The organism is Subtercola boreus, assembly GCF_006716115.1.
GTDB lineage: Bacteria > Actinomycetota > Actinomycetes > Actinomycetales > Microbacteriaceae > Subtercola > Subtercola boreus.
The window spans coordinates 864,205-887,354 of sequence record NZ_VFOO01000001.1; the positions used below are offsets into that span (position 1 = coordinate 864,205).

A 23,150-nucleotide genomic window follows, 5' to 3' on the forward strand; every position below is an offset into this window, starting at 1 on the left:
ATGAGCGTCATTCAGATCGACAGGCCCATCACGGTGCGCGTGCTGTTCGAGCACGCCGTCGAGGTACTGACCCGCGCCGGTGTTCCCGACCCCGAGGTGGATGCCCAACTGCTGCTCGGGCACGTTCTCGGCGCCACGCGTGGCCAGGTGCAGGCCCTCACCTACACCGACTCGCCGGTCGCCGTCGACGACGCCGTGGCCATCTCGGAGACCGTCGAACGCCGCGCCACACGCGAACCCCTCCAGCACATCACCGGCACGGCCGGCTTCCGGCTGCTCGAGCTCGCCGTCGGGCCCGGGGTCTTCGTGCCCCGTCCCGAAACCGAGTTCGTGGCGGGCCTCGCCATCGACAGCCTGCGCGTCGTCGCGGACGAGTCGCCGATCGCGGTCGACCTCGGTACGGGCAGCGGCGCGATCGCGCTGTCGCTCGCGACCGAGGTGCCGCACAGCAGGGTCTGGGCGGTCGAGAACTCCACGGCAGCCTTCGTCTGGGCGCGCCAGAACTTCCGTTCTGTGGATGCCCGGAACGCCACGCTCGTCTTCATCGACCTGGCCGATGCCCTCTCCGAACTCGACGGCCAGGTCTCTGTGGTCGTGTCGAACCCGCCCTACATTCCCGAGGGCGCCATCCCGCGCGACCCCGAGGTGCGGCTGTTCGATCCCGAGCACGCGCTCTACGGGGGAGTGGACGGCCTCGACGTGGTGCGGAGCGTCTCGCAGAGAGCACTTCGGCTCCTGCGACCGGGCGGCACGCTCGTACTCGAACACGGCGAGCTGCAGGGGGCGGACATCCGGAGCCTGCTGCAGGCCGACGGCTGGTCAGCGACGGCCACCCACCGCGACCTGACCGGCCGGGACCGCGCCACCACGGCGCTCCGCGCGTAGCACGGGCTACCGGTTCGCGAAGGCGTCGATCGCCTCGCGCATCGCCACGCCATCGGGCACGTGGTCGACAGAGGGCACCCGGAACGCGCTGATCCCGGAGGCGCGCGCCGCCTCGACGTTCCGGGCGTTGTCGTCGAGGAACAGCGTGTCCGACGCCCGGGCGCCGTACCGTGATAGCGCCCGCTCGAAGATCTGCGGATGGGGCTTCATCACCCCGAGCTCGCCGGAGACGAGGAGCCTGTCGTCACCGAGCACCTCGACCACGTCGGGTGCCAGCACGGGCAACGACCTGCGGAAGAGGATGTTGTTGTTCGACAGCAGCGAGGTGTCCCCGATCCGGGCGGCGTGCCGGAGCGCATCCACCGCCGTGACGCTCCGCGTCAACGCCGCCGCCCGCGACACCTGGTACTGCTCGAGTGTCAGGTCGACGCCGACCACCTCCCGCCACGCCGAGAGGTAGCTCTCGACCGTGTCGTAGCCGCCGCCGTCCGCCTTCGCTTCATGGCCGCCCGCCCACCAGGTCTTCGCGATGCGGTACTGCGTCGAGCCGGTGAGCCGGGCGAGGGCGGGGAGCCTCTTCGAGAAGTCGTAACCGTAGAGGGTCTGGTCGAAGTCGAAGAGGTAGAGATCCACACCCCAGTATCGCAGCGCGCGGGTGCGCCGCCCCGCGTGCGCCGACCCGGGTGCCGACCCGGGTGCGCCGCCCCGGCCACGCCGACCGGCCGGTCAGGGTCGGCCCGGTAACATGGTTGGCGTTATGGCTGCCATCTACGACTGCACGGTTCCGAGTGAACTCCTCGCGGGAATGCGTCTCGCCCGCGCCGCGATCTCGCGCGGAGAACTCGTGGTGATCCCCACCGACACCGTCTACGGGCTCGCGGCTGACGCCTTCGACCCGAAGGCGGTGCAGCGACTGCTCGACGCGAAGGGCCGCACCCGCCAGTCGCCCCCGCCGGTGCTGATCGCCGATGTCCGCACCCTCGAAGCCCTGGCCGAGAACCTGAGCCAGGCCGCCCGGGACCTCACCGAGGCGTTCTGGCCGGGCGGGCTCACCATCGTCGTGCAGGCCCGCGCCTCGCTGATGTGGGACCTCGGTGAGACCCACGGAACGGTCGCCCTCCGGCAGCCGGACGATCCCCTGGCCCTCGAACTGCTCGCCGAGACCGGCCCGCTCGCGGTGTCGAGCGCGAACCTGACCGGGCAACCGGCCGCCGCCAGCGCCCGCGAGGCATTCGAGATGCTCGGGGAGAGCGTCTCCGTGTACCTCGACTCCGGGCATCCTGAGACCGAGGCGCTGGCCGCGGCACCGGCCCTGCCGTCCACCATCGTCGATGCGACGCATCCCGACCAGGTGCAAATCATCCGTGAGGGGGCCATTCGGGTCTCCGAGATCCGGCGCGTCGTCGGTTCGGCTCTGCTCGAGCCGGCTGGCTGATCCCGTGCGTTTCTATCTCCTCATCGGCGCCGTCTCCGCAGTCGTCACCTTCGGGTTGGCGATCCTGGTCTACCGGCTGAGCACCAAGTACCGGCTCTACCCGAAGATCCGCGAACGTGACGTGCACACGCGGCCGACGCCCCGCCTCGGTGGGGTCGCGATGTTCGCCGGTGTGGTCATCGCGGTCGGCATCGCCTCGCAGATCAGCTGGTTCCACCTCGTCTTCATGAACCCGGGGCCGATCCTGGCCATCCTGGGGGCCGCCCTCATCGTGGTGCTGATCGGCGTCGCCGACGACATCTGGGATCTCGACTGGGTCGTCAAACTGGCCGGCCAGATCATCGCGGCGCTCCTGCTGGCCTGGCAGGGGGTGCAGATCGTGTCGCTGCCGATCGGTGGCCTGACGATCGGCTCCAGCGGCGCGTCGCTCTTCATCACCGTGCTCGCCATCGTGCTCGTGATGAACGCGATCAACTTCATCGACGGGCTCGACGGGCTCGTCGCCGGGGTCGCGATCATCGCGAACGGCACCTTCTTCCTCTACAGCTACCTCCTCACGAAGTTCACCTCACCGACCGACTACTTCAACATGGCGTCGCTCATCACGGCGGTGCTGATCGGGGCCTGCATCGGGTTCCTGCCACTCAACTGGCACCCCGCCCGGCTCTTCATGGGCGATGCCGGGTCGATGCTGGTGGGGCTCCTGATGGCAACCAGCGCGATCGCCGTCACCGGCCAGATCGACCCCGGCACCCTCGGCCGGTCGCAGCTGCTCCCGGCGTTCATGCCGATCCTGCTGCCGTTCGCGATCCTCATCCTGCCGTTGCTCGACTTCGGGCTGGCGATCATCCGGCGGTTGCGGGCAGGCAAGAGTCCCTTCAGTGCAGACCGCAAGCATCTCCACCACCGGCTGCTCGACATGGGGCACTCCCAATTGCATGCGGTCTTCATCTTCTACGGCTGGACGGCTGTGGCCAGCGTCGGCTGCCTGCTGTTCTTCGTGCTGCAGCCGTACTGGCTCGCCTTCGTCTTCCTGGGGGTCGGGATGCTCGTCTGCACCGTTCTCACCCTTGCCCCGCTGACGCGCCGCAAGGCCGTCGAGGCGACCGTGCAGCTCGCGCCGGCAGCCAGCCTCATCTCCACAGAAGGAGCCGTGCTCGATCCTCTGGATCAGGCCGGCGACCAACAGAAAGTCTGACACCGTGACCGTCTCCACGCCGACCCTCAGTTCGACGCCGATCCTCCGCCGCGCTCTCCGCGTCGGTGCCGTGTTCACGGTGGCCCTCATCGTGATCGGGGGAGTGGCCGGCTACTTCGTCGACTCGTGGACGGGGGTGACGAGCGCGGTGATCGGTGCCGCCATGGCGTTCGTGTTCCTCGCGATCACGGCCGCGAGCATCCTGATCGCCAACCGCTACTACGCATCCCCGTTGTTCACGGCACTGTTCTTCGCCATCGTGCTCGGAGCGTGGCTGCTGAAGTTCGTCATCTTCCTCGTGGTGGCGCTTCTGCTCCGCGGGCAGCCCTGGGTGAACCCCGCAGTGCTCTTCCTCTGCCTGATCGTCGGGATCATCGTCACTCTCGTTGTCGACATGGTGGTGGTCGTGCGGAGCCGCCTCCCGTACGCCAGCGACGTCGCACTGCCGGGTCCGGCGCGAGTTCTACCGAATGTCGAAAAAGAGGGCTCAAACGGCCACATTGGCGCAGAATCAGGCGCTGAGGATTCGTCCCCCAGCCCCAAAGCTTGATAGAGTGGGCTCTGTTCGTTCCGCTACCGGGCGCTGATCTTCAAAGGCCCCATCCGTAGCAATCCCCCCATTCGTCGACGCGAGAGCCGAGCTCCACGCCCCGATTCAGGAGAAAGCGCTGCTATCTAACGCTGTAAACCTGCTAGTCCCGACAGCAACCGATGAAGGTGGCTTTACGGGTCCCTCCATCAATGAATTTTTCCCTGATGTCCTCTTCTTCGCGAACACGCCGTTCGAGATCAACCGGATCATGCTCATCAGGTTCATTGCGGTACTGGCCATTGTCCTGATCTTCTGGATCGGCACCCGGAAGATGAAGATCGTCCCGGGCCGATTCCAGTCCCTCGTTGAGATGGGCCTCGACCTCGTTCGAGTCTCCATCGCTGAAGACCTGCTCGGCAAGAAAGACGGTCGGCGCTTCCTGCCGATCCTGACCACCATGTTCTTCATGGTGCTGTTCATGAACCTCACGGGTATCATCCCGTTCCTGAACATCGCCGGCACCTCGGTCATCGGTGTGCCGCTCGTGCTGGCTGTGGTGTCGTATGTGATGTTCATCTACGCCGGTGTACGGAAGCACCCGGGGGCCTTCTTCAAGAACGCGCTGTTCCCGCCAGGGGTGCCGAAGGTGCTCTACATCATCGTGGCCCCGATCGAGCTCGTGTCGACGTTCATCCTCCGTCCCATCACGCTGACACTCCGACTGCTGATGAACATGATCGTCGGGCATCTCCTGCTCGTGCTGTTCTTCACGGCCACCTCGTTCTTCCTCCTGATCGGCAACGGTTTCGCGCTGTTCAGCATCGGAACACTGGCGTTCGGTTTCGCCTTCACCCTTTTCGAAATCCTGGTCGCAGTGCTGCAGGCATACGTCTTCACTCTGCTCACGACCGTCTACATCCAGCTCGCACTTGCAGACGAGCACTAGCACCCGCTGGTGACCGGCCCCCGAACCCGTTCGGGGCTGCAGGCTGAACTACCGGAACCGGCAACCGCCGGAACCACCACTACGGAAGGAAATCAACGTGGCAGACATCTCAGTACTCGCTGAGCTTCACGGCAACATCGCGACGGTCGGTTACGGCCTCGCGGCCATCGGCCCGGCCATCGGCGTGGGTATCGTCGTTGGAAAGACCATCGAGGGTGTGGCTCGCCAGCCCGAACTCGCCGGTCGTCTCCAGGTGCTCATGTACATCGGTATCGCCTTCACCGAGGCCCTCGCGTTCATCGGTATCGCAACGTACTTCATCTTCACCTCCACCACCTAAGCCGTCTTTCTCGTTCTACATCTAGAAAGGAGAGAGCATGTCTTTTTCACTTGCAGCTTCAGCTGTCAGCGCCGTCGTGCGTGCAGCTGAAGAAGGTGGCGAGGCCCACAACCCGGTACTGCCCGAAACCCCTGACCTGATCTGGGGCGCGGTCTGTTTCGTCGTTCTTCTCGTGTTCTTCTGGCGTGGGGTCCTTCCCCGTGTGAAGAAGCTGCTCGACGAGCGCGGCGAGGCCATCGAGGGCAACATCGAGAAGGCCGACGTCGCCCAGCGCGAAGCAGAAGCGGTTCTCGAGCAGTACACCGCCCAGCTCGCTGACGCGCGGGTCGAGGCGGGTACCATCCGTGAGCAGGCCCGTGTCGACGGCCAGCGCATCCTCGCCGAGCTCAAGGAGCAGGCGAACGCCGAGGCCGCGCGCATCGCCGCCAACGCCCAGTCGCAGATCGAAGCGGAGCGCCAGGCAGCTGTCGTCTCGCTCCGTTCTGAGGTGGGCACGCTCGCCATCGACCTCGCCTCCGGCGTGATCGGTGAGAGCCTCACCGACGACGCGCGCTCTGCGGCAATCGTCGACCGGTTCCTTGCGGACCTCGAGGCGAGCGAGAACAGCTCGAGTGGCAGCACCTCCGGGGCGGTGTCGTCCTAAGCATGGGAAGTGCAACCAGAGAAGCCCTGGCTTCGTCGAAGAAGGCACTCGCCGCACTCCCTACGGGTGCGCTGACTCTGTCCACCGGTGAAGACCTGTTCGCCGCCGGCCGCATCATCGGGGAGTCTGCGCAGTTCCGCTCGCTCCTAGGTGACCCGTCGACCGAGCCGGCAGCGAAGAAGGCGCTGATCAACGCTGTCTTCTCCGCAGGGCTGGGTGCAGACGCACTGTCACTGCTGACGGCGATCACCACCGCGCACTGGTCGACTCCGGATGAACTGCTCGCCGGCATCGAGGAGATCGCGCTTCGCGTGGTCGCCGCCACGGTGCCTGCCGGTACGTCCATCGAGAGTGAGCTCTTCGCGTTCGGCGAGGCCGTGGCAAGCGATGCGGGCCTCGAGCTCGCCATCGGTTCCACCCTCGGGTCGCCGGCAGCGAAAGTGTCCCTCATCGATGCCCTCCTGGAGGGCAAGGCGAGCGAACAGACCGTGGTCATCGTGCGTCACCTGGTGCAGCAGCCGCGAGGCCGCCGTATCGCCGAACTGCTGGGCCGTGCTGCCGACATCGTCGCCGACGCCGCCAACCAGTCCATCGCGACGGTGACCAGCGCGACCCCGATCGCGCCGGAACAGCTCGCTCGTCTGACCACGGCCCTCGGCCGTTCCTACGGTCGCGAGCTGAAGATCAACCAGATCGTCGACCCCACGATCCTCGGGGGTCTCCGGGTGGAGATCGCCGGCGACGTGATCGACGGCAGTATCGAGGCCCGGCTGAACGACCTGCGACTCCGACTCGCGGGCTGACGACTTTTCCCGGGGCGCCGGTGTCCACCCACTCGAAGTTCGGCTTCGGGAAAGGGCGGGCATCCACAGCCCCGAGTATTACGCTTCACCTAAACAATAAGGATTGGCAATGGCAGAACTAACGATCAGCCCGGACGAGATCCGTAACGCTCTTCAGAATTTCGTCAAGTCTTACGAACCGACTGCAGCGAGTGCTGTCGAGGTCGGTTACGTCATCGACGCTGCCGACGGCATCGCCCACGTGCAGGGTCTGCCCGGCGTGATGGCGAACGAGCTCATCCGCTTCGCCGACGGCACCCTGGGCCTCGCCCAGAACCTCGAGCAGGACGAGATCGGCGTGATCGTTCTCGGTGAGTTCAGCGGCATCGTCGAGGGCATGCAGGTCGAGCGCACGGGTGAGGTTCTCTCCGTGCCCGTCGGCGACGGCTACCTCGGCCGCGTCGTCGACCCGCTCGGCAACCCGATCGACGGTCTCGGCGAGATCGCGACCACCGGCCGCCGCGCCCTCGAACTCCAGGCCCCCGGAGTGATGAGCCGCAAGAGCGTGCACGAGCCGATGCAGACCGGCATCAAGGCGATCGACGCCATGATCCCGATCGGCCGTGGCCAGCGCCAGCTGATCATCGGTGACCGCCAGACCGGCAAGACGGCCATTGCGATCGACACGATCATCAACCAGAAGGCCAACTGGGAGTCCGGCGACACGAACAAGCAGGTGCGCTGCATCTACGTCGCCATCGGCCAGAAGGGCTCCACCATCGCCTCGGTGAAGGGTGCCCTCGAAGACGCCGGAGCGATGGAGTACACCACCATCGTCGCGTCCCCCGCGTCCGACCCCGCCGGCTTCAAGTACCTTGCTCCCTACACCGGCTCGGCCATCGGCCAGCACTGGATGTACGACAGCAAGCACGTCCTCATCATCTTCGACGACCTGTCCAAGCAGGCCGAGGCCTACCGCGCCGTGTCGCTGCTGCTGCGTCGTCCGCCGGGACGTGAGGCGTACCCCGGTGACGTGTTCTACCTGCACTCCCGCCTGCTGGAGCGTTGTGCCAAGCTCTCCGACGAGCTCGGTGCCGGCTCGATGACCGGCCTGCCGATCATCGAGACCAAGGCGAACGACGTGTCGGCCTACATCCCGACCAACGTGATCTCGATCACCGACGGCCAGATCTTCCTGCAGTCCGACCTGTTCAACGCCAACCAGCGTCCCGCTGTCGACGTCGGCATCTCGGTCTCGCGCGTCGGTGGTGACGCCCAGGTCAAGAGCATCAAGAAGGTCTCCGGAACGCTGAAGCTCGAGCTGGCCCAGTACCGCTCGCTCGAGGCGTTCGCGATGTTCGCCTCCGACCTCGACGCGGCCTCCCGTCGCCAGCTCGCCCGTGGTGCCCGCCTCACCGAGCTGCTCAAGCAGCCGCAGTACTCGCCGTACCCCGTCGAGGAGCAGGTCGTCTCGATCTGGGCCGGAACGAACGGCAAGCTCGATGAGGTGCCGGTCGAAGACATCCTCCGCTTCGAGCGGGAGCTGCTCGACTACTTCGGTCGCAACACCGAGGTGCTGTCGAAGCTCCGCGACACCAACGTGCTCTCCGACGACATCGTCACGGCTCTCGAATCGGGTGTGGACTCCTTCAAGAAGGAGTTCCAGACCGGTGAGGGCAAGCCGCTCGCCTCCGTCGGTTCCGAGAAGTTCGAGGCTTCCGACAAGGAAGACGTCAACCAGGCGCAGATCGTGAAAGGCCGCCGCTAGATGGCAGCCCAGCTCCGGGTCTACCGGCAGAAGATCAAGTCTGCCCAGACGACCAAGAAGATCACTCGGGCGATGGAACTCATCTCCGCGTCACGGATCCAGAAGGCCCAGGCCCGGGTGGCAGCATCCGGTCCCTACGCCCGCGCGGTCACGAACGCGGTCTCGGCCGTGGCGACGTACTCCAACGTCGACCACATCCTGACCACCGAGCCCGAGAAGGTCGAACGTGCCCTTGTCGTGGTCTTCACCTCCGACAGGGGGCTCGCGGGAGCATTCTCGTCGAACGTCCTGAAGGAGTCGGAGCAGCTTGCGACGCTCCTCAGGAGCGAGGGCAAGGAGGTCGCCTACTTCGTGGTCGGCCGAAAGGCTGCGGCGTACTTCTCCTTCCGGAAGCGTGTTGCCGAGAAGACCTGGACCGGCGGTACCGACCAGCCCACGTTCGAGGTGGCGAAGGAGATCGGCGACGCGCTCGTCGAAATCTTCGTCAAAGATGCCTCCGAGGGCGGCGTCGACGAGATCCACGTCGTCTACAACCGTTTTGTCAGCATGGTGTCCCAGGTTCCCGAGATCGTGCGGCTGCTTCCCCTCGAAGTCGTCGAGGGTGACGAGGCGCCGGCTGACACCGACGTTCTGCCGCTCTACGAGTTCGAGCCCGAGGTGGGCGATGTTCTTGATGCCCTGCTCCCGGTCTACATCGAGAGCCGGATCTTCAATGCGATGCTGCAGAGTGCGGCATCCGAGCACGCGGCACGCCAGCGGGCGATGAAGTCTGCCAGTGACAACGCCGACAAGCTCATCCGTGACTACACCCGACTGGCGAACAATGCCCGCCAGTCGGAGATCACCCAGCAGATCTCCGAGATCGTGGGCGGCGCTGACGCGCTGACCCCCGCTCGCTGATCAGCCGTTTTTTCGAAGAGCCCAGAAGAGAGAGAAGCAATGACACCGACAGCAACAGCCACTGAGCCAGCTGCCGCCGAGGCGAAGGCAGCCGGCATCGGCCGCATCGCCCGGGTCACCGGCCCCGTCGTTGACATCGAGTTTCCGCATGACGCGATTCCCGGTATCTACAACGCCCTGAAGTCGACCGTCACCATCGAAGGCGTGGAGACCCCGATCACGTTCGAGGTCGCCCAGCACCTCGGTGACGACCTCGTCCGCGCCATCGCCCTGAACCCGACCGACGGCCTGGTCCGCGGCCAGGAGGTCACCGACACGGGCGCGCCCATCTCGGTGCCCGTCGGCGACGTCACCAAGGGCAAGGTCTTCAACGTCATCGGAGAGGTCCTGAACGCTGACGCCGACGGAACCATCAACGGCGAGAAGATCGAGATCACCGAGCGCTGGCCCATCCACCGGAAGCCTCCGGCGTTCGACCAGCTCGAGTCGAAGACGACTCTGTTCGAGACCGGCATCAAGGTCATCGACCTTCTGACGCCGTACGTCCAGGGTGGAAAGATCGGCCTCTTCGGTGGTGCCGGTGTCGGCAAGACCGTGCTCATCCAGGAGATGATCCAGCGTGTTGCGCAGGATCACGGTGGTGTGTCGGTGTTCGCCGGTGTCGGTGAGCGCACCCGTGAGGGCAACGACCTCATCATGGAGATGGAGGAGGCGGGCGTCTTCGACAAGACCGCCCTTGTCTTCGGCCAGATGGACGAGCCGCCGGGAACGCGTCTTCGCGTCGCCCTGTCGGCCCTGACGATGGCGGAGTACTTCCGCGACGTGCAGAAGCAGGACGTCCTGCTCTTCATCGACAACATCTTCCGCTTCACGCAGGCCGGTTCCGAAGTGTCGACCCTGCTGGGCCGTATGCCTTCCGCCGTGGGTTACCAGCCGAACCTCGCCGACGAGATGGGTGTGCTCCAGGAGCGCATCACCTCGACCCGTGGCCACTCGATCACGTCGCTGCAGGCCATCTACGTGCCCGCTGACGACTACACCGACCCGGCTCCGGCGACGACCTTCGCCCACCTCGACGCCACGACCGAGCTCTCCCGCGAGATCGCTTCGCGCGGGCTCTACCCGGCCGTCGACCCGCTGACCTCGACCAGCCGCATCCTCGACCCCCGCTACCTGGGCGAGGATCACTACAACACGGCTGTTCGCGTCAAGGCGATCCTGCAGAAGAACAAGGAACTCCAGGAGATCATCGCGATCCTCGGTGTTGACGAGCTCTCCGAGGAAGACAAGATCACCGTGTCGCGCGCGCGCCGCATCCAGCAGTTCCTGTCGCAGAACACCTACATGGCGAAGAAGTTCACCGGTGTCGAGGGTTCGACAGTTCCGCTGAAGGACACGATCGAGTCGTTCACGGCTATCGCGAACGGTGAGTTCGACCACGTGGCCGAGCAGGCCTTCTTCAACGTCGGCAGCATCAACGACGTCGAAGAGAAGTGGGCGCAGATCCAGAAGGAAGACGGCTAAGCATGGCGGACGTCTCCGGCGCCTCCGCGCCGCTGCAGGTCAGCGTGGTGTCGGCCAACCACGAGGTGTGGTCGGGTGACGCGACGCAGGTCATCGCGAAGACCACCGAGGGTGAGATCGGTATCCTGCGCGGGCACGAGCCCCTGCTGGCGATCCTCTCCGAAGGTGAAGTCCGGGTGACGCTGGCCGATGGCAAGCGCATCATCGCTCGTGCCGACCAGGGTTTCCTGTCGGTCGAGAACGATCGGGTCACCATTGTGGCCCGCGCGGCAGAGCTGGTCTCCTGACCCTTGGCGGTACTGCACAGTTGTTGATATTGCTTCCTCCCTCCGAAACGAAGAGGGACGGCGGCACGGATGATCGGCTCGACCTGTCTTCGCTCAGCTTTCCGAAGCTGAAGACGCGTCGGGCCGATCTCGTTCGTGCGGTGCGTTCACTGGCTCGTGATGCGGACGCATCGGCCTCTGCGCTTCGACTCTCGCCGTCGCTCGCTGCGGTGGAGGTGGCGCGCAACCGCCGCCTGACGCTGTCGCCGACGATGCCCGTGCTCGACCGGTACACCGGCGTGGTCTTCGACGGACTCGATGCACCGTCGCTGCCGCCCGCAGCGCGCTCGTTCGCCTACGAGCATGTCGGCGTTCACTCAGCGCTGTTCGGGCCGGTGTTGGCAGGCGACCGGATCCCGGCGTACCGTCTGTCGCACGACTCACGGGTGCCGTCACTGGCTGTGCCCGGCGCTGTACTGTCGCTGAAGAAGCAGTGGGGAACCGCGGTCTCGGCGTCGCTTGCTGCGCACCCCGGCCTGCTGCTCGACTTCCGGTCGGAGGGGTATGTCGCGCTCGGGCCGGTGGATGCCCGCCCGAACTCGTACTTCTTGAGGGTGTTCACGGTGGGGCCCGACGGCTCGCGTCGCGCCCTGAACCATTTCAACAAGAAGGCGAAGGGTGAGCTGACCCGCGCCCTCGTGCTCGCGGGCATCTCCTTCGACTCGGTGGACGACCTCCTCGCCTGGGCGGGCCCAGCGGGCTTCGACCTCCGCCTCTCGGGCCCCGCAGAGCTTGCGCTCACGGTCTGACCTCCTCCGATCGAGTGGGCAGTTTGGGCCCCAAAGTGGCGTGTTTTAGGGCCGGAACTACCCACTCGATTTATGGAGCGGCCCGGAAGCAGCCCTCGACGTGGTCGTCGACGACACCGGCGGACTGCATGAGGGCGTACATCGTGGTCGGTCCGACGAAGCGGAAGCCGCGGGCGCGGAGCGCTGTGCTGAGGGCGGTGGACTCCGGCGTTGTCGCGATGAAGTCGGCGACGCTGCGGGGCCGGGGCGGTCGGATGGCCGGCGCGAAGCTCCAGAGCAACGTGTCGAGCGCGCCGTCGCCGCTTTCGGCGATCAGCGCCTGGGTGACACGGGCGTTGTTGATCACGGCGGTGATCTTTCCGCGGTGGCGGATGATCGTGGCGTCGGTGACGAGGCGTTCGACGTCGGCGTCGTCGAATGCTGCAACTGTGTCGATGTCGAAGTCGTGGAATGCGGCTCGGAAGGCGGGGCGTCGCCGGAGGATGGTGATCCAGGAGAGACCGGCTTGGAACCCTTCGAGGCTGATCTTCTCGAACACTTTACGGTCGGTGTGCAGGGGAGTGCCCCACTCCTCATCGTGGTAGCGGAGGTACTCCGGATCGGAGCCGGCCCAGGCGCACCGCGGCACCCCGTCGGAGCCCACGGTGAGCGCCGGGCGTCCGGCCGATGTCGCCGGCGAGGCGGTTGTGACGGTTGCGGCCGCAGGCGCCTCGCCACCTGTGGCCGCAAGTGTCGACGGTGAGGCCTGGTCGCTCACGCGTGGTGCTCGATGCGCTCGTGGTCGAGCAGCCAGATCTTCGTGGGCAGGCCGTTCCCGGCGCTGTACCCGGTGAGGCGACGGTTCGACGCGAGGACGCGGTGGCAGCCGACGAGGATGGGCACCGGGTTGGCCCCTACGGCTCCTCCCACCGCCCGACCCGATCCGGGTCGCCCTGCGGCCAGCCCGAGCTCACCGTAGGAGAGAGCCTCGCCCCAGCCGAGCAGCGACAGTTGGTGCCAGATGTCGCGCTGGAAGGGCGTGCCGCTCACGTCGAGGGGCACGGTGAACTCGGTGCGGTCGCCGGCGAAGTACTCGGCGAGTTGCTGAACGGCGTCGTCGAGCAGGCGATTGCGGTGTTCGGCGAGGTCGTCGTGGGGGAGCATCCCGGCCCGCTCGATCGAGAGCGACGCGACGCCGCGATCGGTGGCGGTCAACTCGAGCCTGCCGATGGGGCTGTCGGTGCGGGCGATGAACTGCGGGGTGAAGAGCAGGGCAGCGGGTGGTGTTCCACGGGGTGGCGTTGCCGCGGTGAGGGGCGGCTCGGTGGGTGGTGTTGCGGTCATGGCTCGACTGTAGCGCCGGGCAGCGTCGCCGGCGCGGCGCGCACCACAAACGGTGGACAACTCGGACGAGGAAGCCGCTGTGGACGACAGGATGCCCGAGGTACCGTTGGACTCACCATGGATTCCCTCGCAGAACACCACGACTACGGCGACCTCCCGCTCGACGAACGCGGGCTCGACGCCGATCCGATCGCGCAGTTCAGGACCTGGCTCGCCGAGGCGGAAACAGCGGGAGTCGAAGAGGCGAATGCCATGGTTCTCGGCACCGTCGACGCCGACGGGGCGCCCGGCAGCAGAACCGTGCTTCTCAGAGGTGTGGATGCCCGGGGTTTTGCCTTCTATTCGAACTACGAGTCGCAGAAGGGCCGGGCGCTTGCCTCCACATCTGCAGCGTCACTGCTGTTCCCGTGGTACCTGCTGCACCGGCAGGTGATCGTGCAGGGCGAGGTCGAGCGGCTCAGCGCCGCTGAGAGTGATGCCTACTTCGCGAGTCGTCCGCGCGGGTCGCAGCTCGCGGCGGCAGCGAGTCACCAGTCGCAGCCGATCGGTTCGCGCGCCGAGCTCGAACAGCGCGTCGCCGACGTGTCGGCGCGCTTCACGGGACCCGCCGGCGAGGAACTTCCGGTCGAGCGGCCGGCGACCTGGGGCGGGTACGTGTTGGCCCCCCGACGCATCGAGTTCTGGAAGGGCCGCACCTCGCGCCTGCACGACCGGCTGGTCTACGACCGCAGCGCTGGCTCGCCGTCGGGGTGGACGGTCACCCGACTGCAGCCCTGACCGCATGGCAGGGGACCCGAGCCCGCTCAGTGGCCGGTGAGCGGGCCGAGCAGGCGCGCCACGCGGGACGGGCGGCCGGTCATCCGCTCCTCCCGGTCGGCGAGGTCGGCCGACGCGAGGCCCAGGTTGGAGCCGGCGAAGCGCAGCGGCTCCGGCTCCCAGCGCGGCGAGAGGTGGTTCACCCACGGCAGGGTGCGGAGATCGGCGCCGGGCGGCACGACGCTCGGGTCGTGACCGGTCATCAGCGCGCTGAGCGTGCGCCCCGCGAGGTTCGTCGTGCTGAGGCCGTCGCCGACGTAGCCGCCGGCGTAGGCGATCCCGGTGCGGGGGTTGAACGACGCCGAGGCGTGCCAGTCCCGAGGTACGCCGATCGGCCCGCCCCAGCGGTGGGTGATCTCCGCGTCGAAAGCGCCGGGGAAGAGATCGACGAGCGTGTCGCGGAGGTGGTCGAACACCCGGTCGACGCTGTCGAAGGCGGGCCGGATGCTCGAACCCCAGTGGTAGCGCGCGCCGCGGCCGCCGAACGCGAACCGGTTGTCGGCGGTGCGCTGACCGTAGATGAGGAGGTGGCGGTAGTCGCTGAAGGTGTTTCCGTGGGCGATTCCGGCGGTCTGCCAGAACTCGTCGGGGAGCGGCCGGGTGGCGATCATCAGCGAGTAGAGGGGCAGGATGCGCCGGCCGACGCCGGGCAGTTGCGCGCCGTAGGCCTCGGTGGCGATGACGATGCGGTCGGCGGCGACAGTGCTGGTGCCCGTGCTGGTTCCGGATGTCGCGGCAGCTGCAGCCCGGAAGGTGACGCGGCCCGGTGCCCACGAGACGACCTCGGTGTGTTCGTGGATGTGCACGCCCAGCCGTTCGACGACCGCCGCCAGCCCGTGCACGAGTTTTCCGGGATGGAGTCGGGCGCAGGCCGGGTCGTGGGTGGCGCCGAGGGCGCCCGCCGGGTGGCCGGTGGTGACGGGGTAGGGACCGCGCGCGAAAGCTGTATAGGTCAGCCGGTCGACCCCGAACCGCTCCGCCTCCTCCACCTCGGCCCGGGCGGCCGCCACCTGCACCGGGCTCATCGCGAACGTCAGGGTGCCACCCTGCTCGAAGTCGCAGTCGATGCTCTCGAGCGACGTGACACGCCCGACCTCCGCGACGGTCGCGACCATCGCCCGGCGCATCGCCACGGCAGCCTCGAACCCGTGGGTGCGCTCGAGTGACGCAGCCGAGCGTGGGAACAGGGCTGAGCACCAGCCTCCGTTCCGTCCGGAGGCCCCGAACCCGACAGTCTCCTTCTCGAGCACGACGACCCGGAGCGCGGGGTCGGACTTCGCCAGATAGTACGCGGTCCAGAGCCCGGTGAGTCCCGCCCCGATGATGCAGACGTCAGCCGCCAGGTCGGATGTCGCTGCCGAACGGTCGGTCGCGACATCCAGAGCCGCTGCCGGCAGCCCCTCGCTCCACAGGTTCATCCGCATCCCCTTCTCGTGTGGTCCGTGAGCGTTGAGGGCGGCGGGGCGCGTCAGAGCCGCGCCCACGCCTCCGTCAGCACGCCGCGGAGGATGCCCTCGATCTCGTCGAACTCGGGCTGGCCGACGGTCAGCGGCGGGGCCAGCTGGATGACGGGGTCGCCGCGGTCGTCCGCCCGGCAGTAGAGCCCGGCGTCGAAGAGGGCCTTCGAGAGGAACCCGCGCAGCAGCCGCTCCGACTCGTCGTCGTCGAACGTCTCCTTCGTCGCCTTGTCCTTCACCAGCTCGATACCGAAGAAGTAGCCGTCGCCGCGCACGTCGCCCACGATCGGCAGGTCGTTCAACCGTTCGAGCGTCGAACGGAAGGCCGGTGACAGCGTGCGAACACGCTCGTTCAGCTTCTCCTCCTCGAAGATGTCCAGGTTCTCGAGCGCGACGGCGGCAGACACCGGATGCCCGCCGAACGTGTAGCCGTGCGAGAACGACGCCGTGCCGTGCTTGAACGGCTCGTACACTCGGTCCGAGACGATGGTCGCGCCGATGGGGGAGTATCCGCTCGTCATCCCCTTCGCACAGGTGATCATGTCGGGCACGTACCCGTACTCGTCGCAGGCGAACATGTGGCCGATCCGGCCGAAGGCGCAGATGACCTCATCGCTGACGAGGAGCACGTCGTACTGGTCGCAGATCTCACGCACCCGCTGGAAGTAGCCGGGGGGCGGGGGGAAACATCCACCCGAGTTCTGCACCGGCTCGAGGAACACCGCGGCGACCGTCTCGGGACCCTCGAACTGGATCATCTCCTCGATGCGGTTCGCCGACCACTGCCCGAACGCATCCAGGTCGTCAGCGTGCTCCGGCGCCCGGTAGAAGTTCGTGTTCGGCACGCGGAAGCCGCCCGGGGTCACCGGCTCGAACATCTCCTTCATGGCGGGGATGCCGGTGATGGCGAGGGCACCCTGCGAGGTGCCGTGGTAGGCGACGGCACGGGAGATGACCTTGTGCTTGGTGGGACGGCCCTGAAGCTTCCAGTAGTACTTCGCGAGCTTGAACGCGGTCTCGACCGCTTCGCCGCCGCCGGTGGAGAAGAAGACGCGGTTGAGGTCGCCGGGGGCGTAGCCGGCGAGCCGGTCGGCGAGTTCGATGGCTGCCGGATGCGCGTACGACCAGAGCGGGAAGAACGAGAGCTCAGCGGCCTGCTTCGCCGCGACCTCGGCCAGGCGCTGGCGCCCGTGCCCGGCGTTCACCACAAACAGGCCGGACAGGCCGTCGATGTACTTCTTGCCGGTCGAGTCCCAGATGTGGTGGCCCTCGCCCTTGACGATGATGGGCACCCCGGCGCCGTCTTCCATCACGGACTGGCGGGAGAAGTGCATCCAGAGGTGGTCTTTGGCCTTCTGCTGCAGGTCTGCCTCGTCGAACTTCGACGACAGTCCCGGGTCGGAGACCGCCGAGGAGGTGTTGGGTGTGACAGGTGTGGGCGTGAGCGTCATGGTTTACCGTGTTCCCCAGTTGTAGAGCTGCTTGTGCAGCTTCAGATAGACGAATGTCTCGGTCGAGATGACCCCGGGTAGGGTGCGGATCTCGGAGTTCAGCAGGTCGATCAGGTCGTCGTCGTTCTCGCAGACGACCTCGATCAGCAGGTCGAACGTGCCGGCGGTGAGCACGACGTAGTCGACGGCCGGAAGGGCGGCCAGGGCATCCGCGATCACCCGCGTGTCACCACTGACCTTCACGCCGATCATCGCCTGGCGGAAGAAGCCGAGCTGCAGGGGGTCGGTCACCGCGACGATCTGCATGACCCCGGCATCCGTGAGCTTCTGCACCCGCTGGCGCACCGCGGCTTCACTGAGCCCCACCGCTTTGCCGATCTCGGCGTAGGACCGGCGGCCGTCGCTCTGGAGCTGCTCGATGATCGCTTTCGCGGTCGCATCGAGCGGGGCAGGGCGCGGCTTGGGGCTCATGGCCCGATTGTGTCAGTCGGGGTGGTGTTCTGCAAGCGGATCCGAAGGAGCGGGCGGCGGAAACATCCGAAACCGTCTGAATCAGGCCAAGAACCGAGCCTTCGGGAGTGCCGGGTGCGGAGAACGGATCGTCTAGTCTTGTTGCGTAAGGCTGATGCCCCGAAACGCAGCCCGTAGAGAAAGACCTCCGGCGTGACGCAGATCGGCGACAGTACAGGGCGCATCCGCGTCACCGGGCCCCTGGCAGGCGACCGAGCGTTCACCGTCTCGTGGTGTGCGCTGACCGACCTCGGCAAGAAGCGCAAGGTGAACGAGGACAGCGTCGCGGCCGTGCCGCCGATCTTCGCAGTGGCCGACGGCATGGGGGGCCACGAGGCGGGCGACGTCGCCAGCGCCGCGGTCGTCACGCGGCTCGGCGAGGTGCAGGGCGAGAGCTTCACGACGGCGGAGGTCATCGACGGGGCGCTCACGCTCGCCCTGGCCGACATCGATGTGGTCGGCGATGCGAACGTGCTCGGCACCGGAACCACCGTGACCGGGGTCGCCCTGGCCCTCGTCGACGACCTGCCCCGGTGGGCGGTGTTCAACATCGGCGACTCCCGCGTCTACCAGTACCTCGACGGTTCGCTCGAACGGGTGACCGTCGACCACTCGGTGGTGCAGGAACTGGTGGATGCCGGACTCATCACCGCCGAACAGGCCGAGACCCACCCCGACAGCAACATCATCACGCGGGCGGTCGGGTTCCACGAGAAGCCGGTGCCCGACTACTCCCAGCTCGACGTGGTCGAGGGGCAGCGCATCCTGGTCTGCAGCGACGGGCTGACGAAGGAACTCACCGACCACGGCATCCTGCACTACCTCGGGAAGTCGTCGACCGCTGAGCAGGCGGCAGTGGGGCTGGTGGATGCCGCACTCGCGAACGGCGGGCGCGACAACGTGACCGTGCTGGTCATCGACGTCACCGGCTGAGACGTCACGGGCTGAGTCGTCACCGGCTGAGTACAGAACTTCTGCGACAGGAAGGCCTCCACGGAACTTCCCACGCGTGATCTCACGATTCCAGTGCTGATTTCGTGAAGATTGTGTTTCGTGATGGCGGATTCCGTCACTTTTCCCCCACGGCGAGACTGCGCTGTGCAAGTATCGGACTCACCGATTTTGAGGGAGAGCAGAACCGATGCCGCTAGAACGCCCGCAGGACCCGATGCTCATCCAGGCCATCCGCCACTCGCAGGCGATGCAGCGTGCACGGCAGCTGAACCTCACCCGACGGGGATTCCTCGGCGCGATGGGTCTCGGTGCCGGGGCGCTCGCCCTCGCTGCGTGTGCACCAGTGACGGCCACCCAGAAGGCGCTGGCGCCGGCTGCCGACCTGTCTGCCACCCAGAAGACGCTGATCTGGGACAACTGGCCGGGCTACATGGACGAAGACGATGCAGGTGCCAATCCCACGTTGGACGCCTTCCGTACCCAGAGCGGCATCGACGTGACCTACAACGTCGCCGTCGACGACAACAACACGTACTACGCGAAGGTGAAGGACCAGCTCGCCCTCGGCCAGGACATCGGTGCCGACACCGTGTGCCTCACCGACTGGATGGTATCCCGCCTGGTGCGCCTGGGCTACATCCAGGATCTCGACCACGCCAACATGCCGAACCTCGCCAACATGAACGCGTCGTTCGCGAACCCCGACTTCGATCCGGGACGTGCGAAGAGCGTGCCCTGGCAGGGCGGTTTCGCGGGAATCTGCTGGAACACCGAGAAGGTGCCGAACGGTCTGAAATCGATCGACGACCTGTGGAGCGCCGACCTCAAGGGCCGCGTCGGGGTGCTCAGCGAGATGCGCGACACCATCGGCCTGATCATGCTGAACCAGGGCACCGACATCACGGGCGACTGGGCCGACGACAAGTTCACGAACGCGATGGATGTCTTCACCAAGCAGGTCTCGGATGGCCAGATCCGCAACATCAAGGGCAACCAGTACCTGAACGACTTGCAGAGCGAGGACACCTACGCCGCCATCTGCTGGTCGGGCGACATCACCTCGCTGAACGCCACCGCCGGCGACAAATGGCAGTTCGCCATCCCGGACTCCGGCGGAACGCTCTGGAACGACACCTTCGTGGTGCCGATGGGGTCGGCCCACAAGGCGAACGCCGAGTCGATCATGAACTACTACTACGAGCCCGAGGTTGCCGCGACCCTGGCGGCGTGGGTGAACTACATCAGCCCGGTCGACGGCGCGAAAGAGGCGATGGACGCGATCGATCCCGAACTCGCGACCAACCAGTTGATCTTCCCGGACGCCGACACCCTGTCGACGGTGCACGTCTTCCGCACGCTGAGCGCGCAGGAGGAGAACGACTTCGGGGCGCAGTTCCAGAAAGTGCTGCTGGGCAGCTGATGGCCGCTGGAACGTTCGCCGAGAAGGGCGCCGACCTCGAACTCGTCGGTATCACCAAGACATTCCCGGGTTTCACCGCGATCCGGTCGCTGGATCTGTTCATCCCCGCCGGGTCGTTCTTCGCCCTTCTGGGGCCCTCGGGCTGCGGCAAGACGACGACCCTGCGGCTCGTTGCGGGGCTCGAGGAACCGACCGCCGGCCGCATCGTGATCGGCGGCAAGGATGTGACCTCCACGAAGTCGTTCCAGCGGCCGGTGAACACGGTGTTCCAGTCGTACGCGCTGTTCCCGCACATGAGTGTGCTCGAGAACGTCGCGTTCGGGCTCCGGCGGCGCGGCATCGCGTCGCCGCTCGACAAGGCGCACGAGGCCCTGCGGCTGGTCGAGCTCGACCACCTGGCCGCGCGGCGGCCCGCTCAGCTCTCCGGCGGGCAGCAGCAGCGCGTCGCGCTCGCCCGCGCCGTGGTCAACCGGCCGGCGCTCCTGCTGCTCGACGAGCCGCTCGGCGCGCTCGACCTGAAGCTCCGCCGGCAGATGCAGCTCGAACTGAAGGACATCCAGACCGAAGTGGGTCTGACCTTCCTGCACGTCACGCACGACCAGGAGGAGGCCATGACCATGGCCGACACGATCGCGGTGATGAATCGGGGCGAGATCGAGCAGATGGGCGCGCCCGAGGAGCTCTACGAGCTGCCGCGCACGGCGTTCGTCGCGAACTTCCTGGGGCAGTCGAACCTGTTCACCGGCGAGGTCGTCTCGTCGACTCCGGATGCCCTGACCGTCGCCGTGGCCGGGCAGCAGTTGGTCATCCCTTCGGCCCGCGCACCGCGCCGCACGGGTGCGGTCACGGTGGGGGTCCGGCCCGAGAAGCTCCTGCTGCTGACGGCTCCGCCTGCTGCACCGTCGTCGGGGCAGAACGTGCTCGGGCCGGGGCGCGTGATCGACGTCTCGTTCAGCGGGGTGAGCACGCAGTACACGATTGCCGTGCCCGGGATCGGTGACGTGATCGTGTTCGCGCAGAACATGGTCTTCGGGCCCGTCGTGCACGTCGGCGCGGAGGTGTGGGTGAGCTGGAACGTCGAGCACGGCTTCGGGCTCGAGGACTCGCCGACGGAGGCGGCCGCCGGGGCTGCGGATGCCGCGGCCGCCGCGGGTGCCGATGGCGACGTCGCCACCTCCGCCCTGACGACGGTGAAGGCCTGAGGCGTGGCGTTCAGTGCGTTCGCCTCCGCCCCCGCTGCGGCAGAGCCGGTCGTTCGCCGCCGCAGCTGGATCGCCCTGGTGCTGCTGCTGCCGGGCATCCTGTACCTCCTGCTCTTCTTCATCACGCCGCTGATCTCGCTCGTGTTCACGTCGTTCCAGCAGCCGGTGATCGACGGGGACATCGGGCAGTACAGCGCCGGCTTCCAGTGGCAGAACTACACCGACAGTGTGATGCAGTACCTGCCGCTCATCCTGCGGGCCTTCGGGTATGCGCTGCTGGCGACCGTGCTCGCGCTGGTGATCAGCTATCCGCTCGCGTACTTCATCGGGGTGAAGGTGCGCGGGTATCCGCTGGTGCAGAGCCTGCTTCTGACGCTCGTGATCGCGCCGTTCTTCATCAGCTTCCTGCTGCGCACGCTCGCGTGGAAGCAGATCATGAGCGACGAGGGGCCCATCGTCGTGGCTCTGAAGGCGTTGTCGATCTTCCCCAATGACGGGCACATCACGGGCACGCCGTTCGCCGTGATCTTCGGGTTGACCTACAACTTCATCCCGTTCATGACGCTGCCGCTGTACGCGACACTCGAACGGTTGGATGTGCGCTACATCGAGGCGGGCAACGATCTGTACGCCTCGCCGTTCACGACCTTCCGGAAGATCACCGTGCCGCTGTCGCTGCCCGGGATCGTCTCCGGGACACTGCTCACGTTCATCCCGGCGGCGGGCGACTACATCAACGCGTCCGGCGACTTCCTGGGGTCGTCGCAGACGTCGATGGTGGGAAATGCGATCGAGTCAAACTTCCTGGTGACGCAGAACTATCCGGTGGCGGCGGCGCTGTCGATCGTGCTGATGGCGGTCATCCTGATCATCGTGGGGTTCTATGTGCGGCGGGCCGGAACGGAGGACCTGATATGAGTGCGGAGTCGATGTCGGGCGGGCCGTCGTGGACGAAGCCGCGGGCGCGGGGGATTGCCGTGGGCGCTGACGCCACATGGTCGCTGTCGGCGGAGTCTGCTCAGGGGGGATTGCGGCTGGGGGCGGCGACGCCGGGCGGGATCGCGCGTGAACTCGAGGCGCCGGTGGGCGAGTCGGGTTCGGGCGGTGCGGGTGGTTCGCGCGGTTCGGGCGCGTCGGGGCGCCGCCGCGGCATCCGGGTCCGCGGGCTCGGGTTGCCCATCTACACGGCGCTGGCGCTTCTCTTCCTGCTGATCCCGATCGCGTACACGTTCGTCTTCTCGTTCAACAACTCGGGCAAACTCAACATCGCCTGGCAGGGATTCACGCTCGACAAGTGGACGAACGTCTGCGCGGCCCAGGGGGTCTGCGAGGCATTCGCGAACAGCATCCTCGTCGGTGTCGTTGCGACGGTCCTGGCGACGGCGCTCGGCACGGCCATCGCGATCGCGTTGGTGAGGTACCGGTTCCGGGCGCGGTCGGCGATCTCGTTGCTGCTGTTCCTGCCGATGGCGACGCCCGAAGTCGTGCTGGGGGCGGGGCTTGCGGCACAGTTCCTGTCGCTCGGGGTCAACAAGGGGCTCGTGACGATCATCATCGCGCACACGATGTTCTGCATCAGCTTCGTCGTGGTGACGGTGAAGGCGCGTGTCGCGTCGCTCGACCCGGCGCTCGAAGAGGCCGGGCGTGACCTCTACGGGTCGGCGGTCGCGGTGTTCTGGCGGATCACGTTCCCCCTGCTGCTGCCCGGGATCGCGGCGGCCGCGCTGCTGTCGTTCGCGTTGAGCTTCGATGACTTCATCATCACGAACTTCAACTCGGGTGCCGTCGACACGTTCCCGAAGTTCATCTACATCGCCGCTGCGCGGGGGATCCCGGCGGAGGCGAACGTGGTGGCGTCAGCCGTGTTCATCCTGGCCATCGTGATCGTGGTGGTCGCGCAGGTGACGCGCGCTGCGCGCGCGGCACGCCTCGCGCGCCTCCGCGGCTGACGCGACTCCCCGCCCCGCTCCGCCCCGGGAGCGGCGCAGG

General features: G+C 66.8%; 25 protein-coding genes. 19 read left to right on the top strand and 6 right to left on the bottom strand.

The features are described from left to right. Entirely contained in the window at nt 1–885 is an 885-nt protein-coding gene (gene prmC / locus FB464_RS04055; protein WP_116416603.1) for a peptide chain release factor N(5)-glutamine methyltransferase, read from the top strand. 6 nt (nt 886–891) lie between these two features. Here prmC and FB464_RS04060 read toward each other — a convergent pair whose 3' ends face one another. After that, on the bottom strand, nt 892–1,518 hold the full coding sequence (locus FB464_RS04060; protein WP_116414991.1) for an HAD-IA family hydrolase: 627 nt from the start codon (nt 1,516–1,518) through the stop codon (nt 892–894). A gap of 124 nt (nt 1,519–1,642) precedes the next feature. Between FB464_RS04060 and FB464_RS04065 the strand changes: the two genes are divergently transcribed. From FB464_RS04065 to FB464_RS04120, 12 genes are all read left to right on the top strand, one after another. Beyond that, nucleotides 1,643–2,320 carry an L-threonylcarbamoyladenylate synthase gene (locus tag FB464_RS04065; protein ID WP_116414990.1) on the top strand — a complete coding sequence of 226 codons (678 nt, stop codon included), beginning with the start codon at nt 1,643–1,645 and terminating at the stop codon, nt 2,318–2,320. A gap of 4 nt (nt 2,321–2,324) precedes the next feature. Further along, nucleotides 2,325–3,518: an MraY family glycosyltransferase gene (locus tag FB464_RS04070; RefSeq protein ID WP_246092923.1), complete on the top strand. Its 1,194-nt coding sequence runs from the start codon at nt 2,325–2,327 to the stop codon at nt 3,516–3,518. A gap of 4 nt (nt 3,519–3,522) precedes the next feature. Beyond that, a complete protein-coding gene (locus FB464_RS04075; RefSeq protein ID WP_211327371.1) occupies nt 3,523–4,068 on the top strand; it encodes a Cg1360 family ATP-synthase-associated protein in 546 nt (181 codons plus the stop codon). 118 nt (nt 4,069–4,186) lie between these two features. Then, nucleotides 4,187–4,996 (top strand): F0F1 ATP synthase subunit A, encoded by an 810-nt coding sequence (gene atpB / locus FB464_RS04080; protein ID WP_484422038.1) that lies wholly within the window; start codon nt 4,187–4,189, stop codon nt 4,994–4,996. A 106-nt stretch (nt 4,997–5,102) separates the two neighbouring features. Beyond that, a complete protein-coding gene (atpE, locus tag FB464_RS04085; RefSeq protein WP_369826455.1) occupies nt 5,103–5,336 on the top strand; it encodes a F0F1 ATP synthase subunit C in 234 nt (77 codons plus the stop codon). A 37-nt stretch (nt 5,337–5,373) separates the two neighbouring features. After that, nucleotides 5,374–5,979 carry a F0F1 ATP synthase subunit B gene (locus FB464_RS04090; RefSeq protein ID WP_116414987.1) on the top strand — a complete coding sequence of 202 codons (606 nt, stop codon included), beginning with the start codon at nt 5,374–5,376 and terminating at the stop codon, nt 5,977–5,979. Nucleotides 5,980–5,981: 2 nt separating this feature from the next. After that, complete coding sequence (locus tag FB464_RS04095; protein ID WP_116414986.1) at nt 5,982–6,782, top strand: F0F1 ATP synthase subunit delta; 801 nt, start codon at nt 5,982–5,984, stop codon at nt 6,780–6,782. A gap of 109 nt (nt 6,783–6,891) precedes the next feature. Then, complete coding sequence (atpA, locus tag FB464_RS04100) at nt 6,892–8,529, top strand: F0F1 ATP synthase subunit alpha (RefSeq protein ID WP_116414985.1); 1,638 nt, start codon at nt 6,892–6,894, stop codon at nt 8,527–8,529. Beyond that, on the top strand, nt 8,530–9,429 hold the full coding sequence (locus tag FB464_RS04105) for a F0F1 ATP synthase subunit gamma (RefSeq protein ID WP_116414984.1): 900 nt from the start codon (nt 8,530–8,532) through the stop codon (nt 9,427–9,429). It abuts the gene before it with no gap. 39 nt (nt 9,430–9,468) lie between these two features. After that, nucleotides 9,469–10,953: a F0F1 ATP synthase subunit beta gene (gene atpD, locus FB464_RS04110; RefSeq protein WP_116414983.1), complete on the top strand. Its 1,485-nt coding sequence runs from the start codon at nt 9,469–9,471 to the stop codon at nt 10,951–10,953. 2 nt (nt 10,954–10,955) lie between these two features. Beyond that, entirely contained in the window at nt 10,956–11,240 is a 285-nt protein-coding gene (locus FB464_RS04115; protein WP_116414982.1) for a F0F1 ATP synthase subunit epsilon, read from the top strand. Nucleotides 11,241–11,269: 29 nt separating this feature from the next. Further along, nucleotides 11,270–12,028 carry a YaaA family protein gene (locus tag FB464_RS04120; RefSeq protein WP_246092925.1) on the top strand — a complete coding sequence of 253 codons (759 nt, stop codon included), beginning with the start codon at nt 11,270–11,272 and terminating at the stop codon, nt 12,026–12,028. 70 nt (nt 12,029–12,098) lie between these two features. Here FB464_RS04120 and FB464_RS04125 read toward each other — a convergent pair whose 3' ends face one another. Further along, nucleotides 12,099–12,671 carry a DNA-3-methyladenine glycosylase I gene (locus tag FB464_RS04125; RefSeq protein WP_116416602.1) on the bottom strand — a complete coding sequence of 191 codons (573 nt, stop codon included), beginning with the start codon at nt 12,669–12,671 and terminating at the stop codon, nt 12,099–12,101. 110 nt (nt 12,672–12,781) lie between these two features. Then, nucleotides 12,782–13,351, bottom strand: coding sequence for a methylated-DNA--[protein]-cysteine S-methyltransferase (locus FB464_RS04130; RefSeq protein ID WP_116414980.1), 570 nt, complete (start codon nt 13,349–13,351; stop codon nt 12,782–12,784). A gap of 117 nt (nt 13,352–13,468) precedes the next feature. Between FB464_RS04130 and pdxH the strand changes: the two genes are divergently transcribed. Continuing rightward, nucleotides 13,469–14,128, top strand: a complete 660-nt coding sequence (gene pdxH / locus FB464_RS04135; protein ID WP_116414979.1) for a pyridoxamine 5'-phosphate oxidase — start codon at nt 13,469–13,471, stop codon at nt 14,126–14,128. Between the two features lie 26 nt (nt 14,129–14,154). On the opposite strand, the gene FB464_RS04140 is transcribed toward pdxH, so the two are convergent. Genes FB464_RS04140 through FB464_RS04150 form a run of 3 tightly spaced genes read right to left on the bottom strand, consistent with a single transcriptional unit; the run spans nt 14,155 to nt 17,546 of the window. After that, entirely contained in the window at nt 14,155–15,585 is a 1,431-nt protein-coding gene (locus FB464_RS04140; protein WP_246092926.1) for an NAD(P)/FAD-dependent oxidoreductase, read from the bottom strand. A 50-nt stretch (nt 15,586–15,635) separates the two neighbouring features. Further along, nucleotides 15,636–17,075 carry an aspartate aminotransferase family protein gene (locus FB464_RS04145; protein ID WP_116414977.1) on the bottom strand — a complete coding sequence of 480 codons (1,440 nt, stop codon included), beginning with the start codon at nt 17,073–17,075 and terminating at the stop codon, nt 15,636–15,638. Between the two features lie 3 nt (nt 17,076–17,078). Continuing rightward, nucleotides 17,079–17,546, bottom strand: a complete 468-nt coding sequence (locus FB464_RS04150; RefSeq protein ID WP_116283369.1) for an Lrp/AsnC family transcriptional regulator — start codon at nt 17,544–17,546, stop codon at nt 17,079–17,081. Nucleotides 17,547–17,738: 192 nt separating this feature from the next. On the opposite strand from FB464_RS04150, the gene FB464_RS04155 reads away from it, so the two are divergent. The 5 genes from FB464_RS04155 to FB464_RS04175 all read left to right on the top strand — a co-directional run bounded on the left by FB464_RS04155 (nt 17,739) and on the right by FB464_RS04175 (nt 23,110). Next, entirely contained in the window at nt 17,739–18,518 is a 780-nt protein-coding gene (locus FB464_RS04155; RefSeq protein ID WP_116414976.1) for a PP2C family protein-serine/threonine phosphatase, read from the top strand. A gap of 208 nt (nt 18,519–18,726) precedes the next feature. Then, nucleotides 18,727–19,959 carry an ABC transporter substrate-binding protein gene (locus FB464_RS04160; RefSeq protein ID WP_211327370.1) on the top strand — a complete coding sequence of 411 codons (1,233 nt, stop codon included), beginning with the start codon at nt 18,727–18,729 and terminating at the stop codon, nt 19,957–19,959. Next, nucleotides 19,959–21,161: an ABC transporter ATP-binding protein gene (locus FB464_RS04165; protein WP_116414974.1), complete on the top strand. Its 1,203-nt coding sequence runs from the start codon at nt 19,959–19,961 to the stop codon at nt 21,159–21,161. The genes FB464_RS04160 and FB464_RS04165 overlap by 1 nt, the downstream gene beginning before the upstream one ends. 3 nt (nt 21,162–21,164) lie before the next feature. Next, nucleotides 21,165–22,079: an ABC transporter permease gene (locus FB464_RS04170; protein WP_116414973.1), complete on the top strand. Its 915-nt coding sequence runs from the start codon at nt 21,165–21,167 to the stop codon at nt 22,077–22,079. A gap of 233 nt (nt 22,080–22,312) precedes the next feature. After that, nucleotides 22,313–23,110: an ABC transporter permease gene (locus tag FB464_RS04175; RefSeq protein ID WP_246093161.1), complete on the top strand. Its 798-nt coding sequence runs from the start codon at nt 22,313–22,315 to the stop codon at nt 23,108–23,110. The last annotated feature ends 40 nt before the right edge of the window (nt 23,111–23,150 follow it).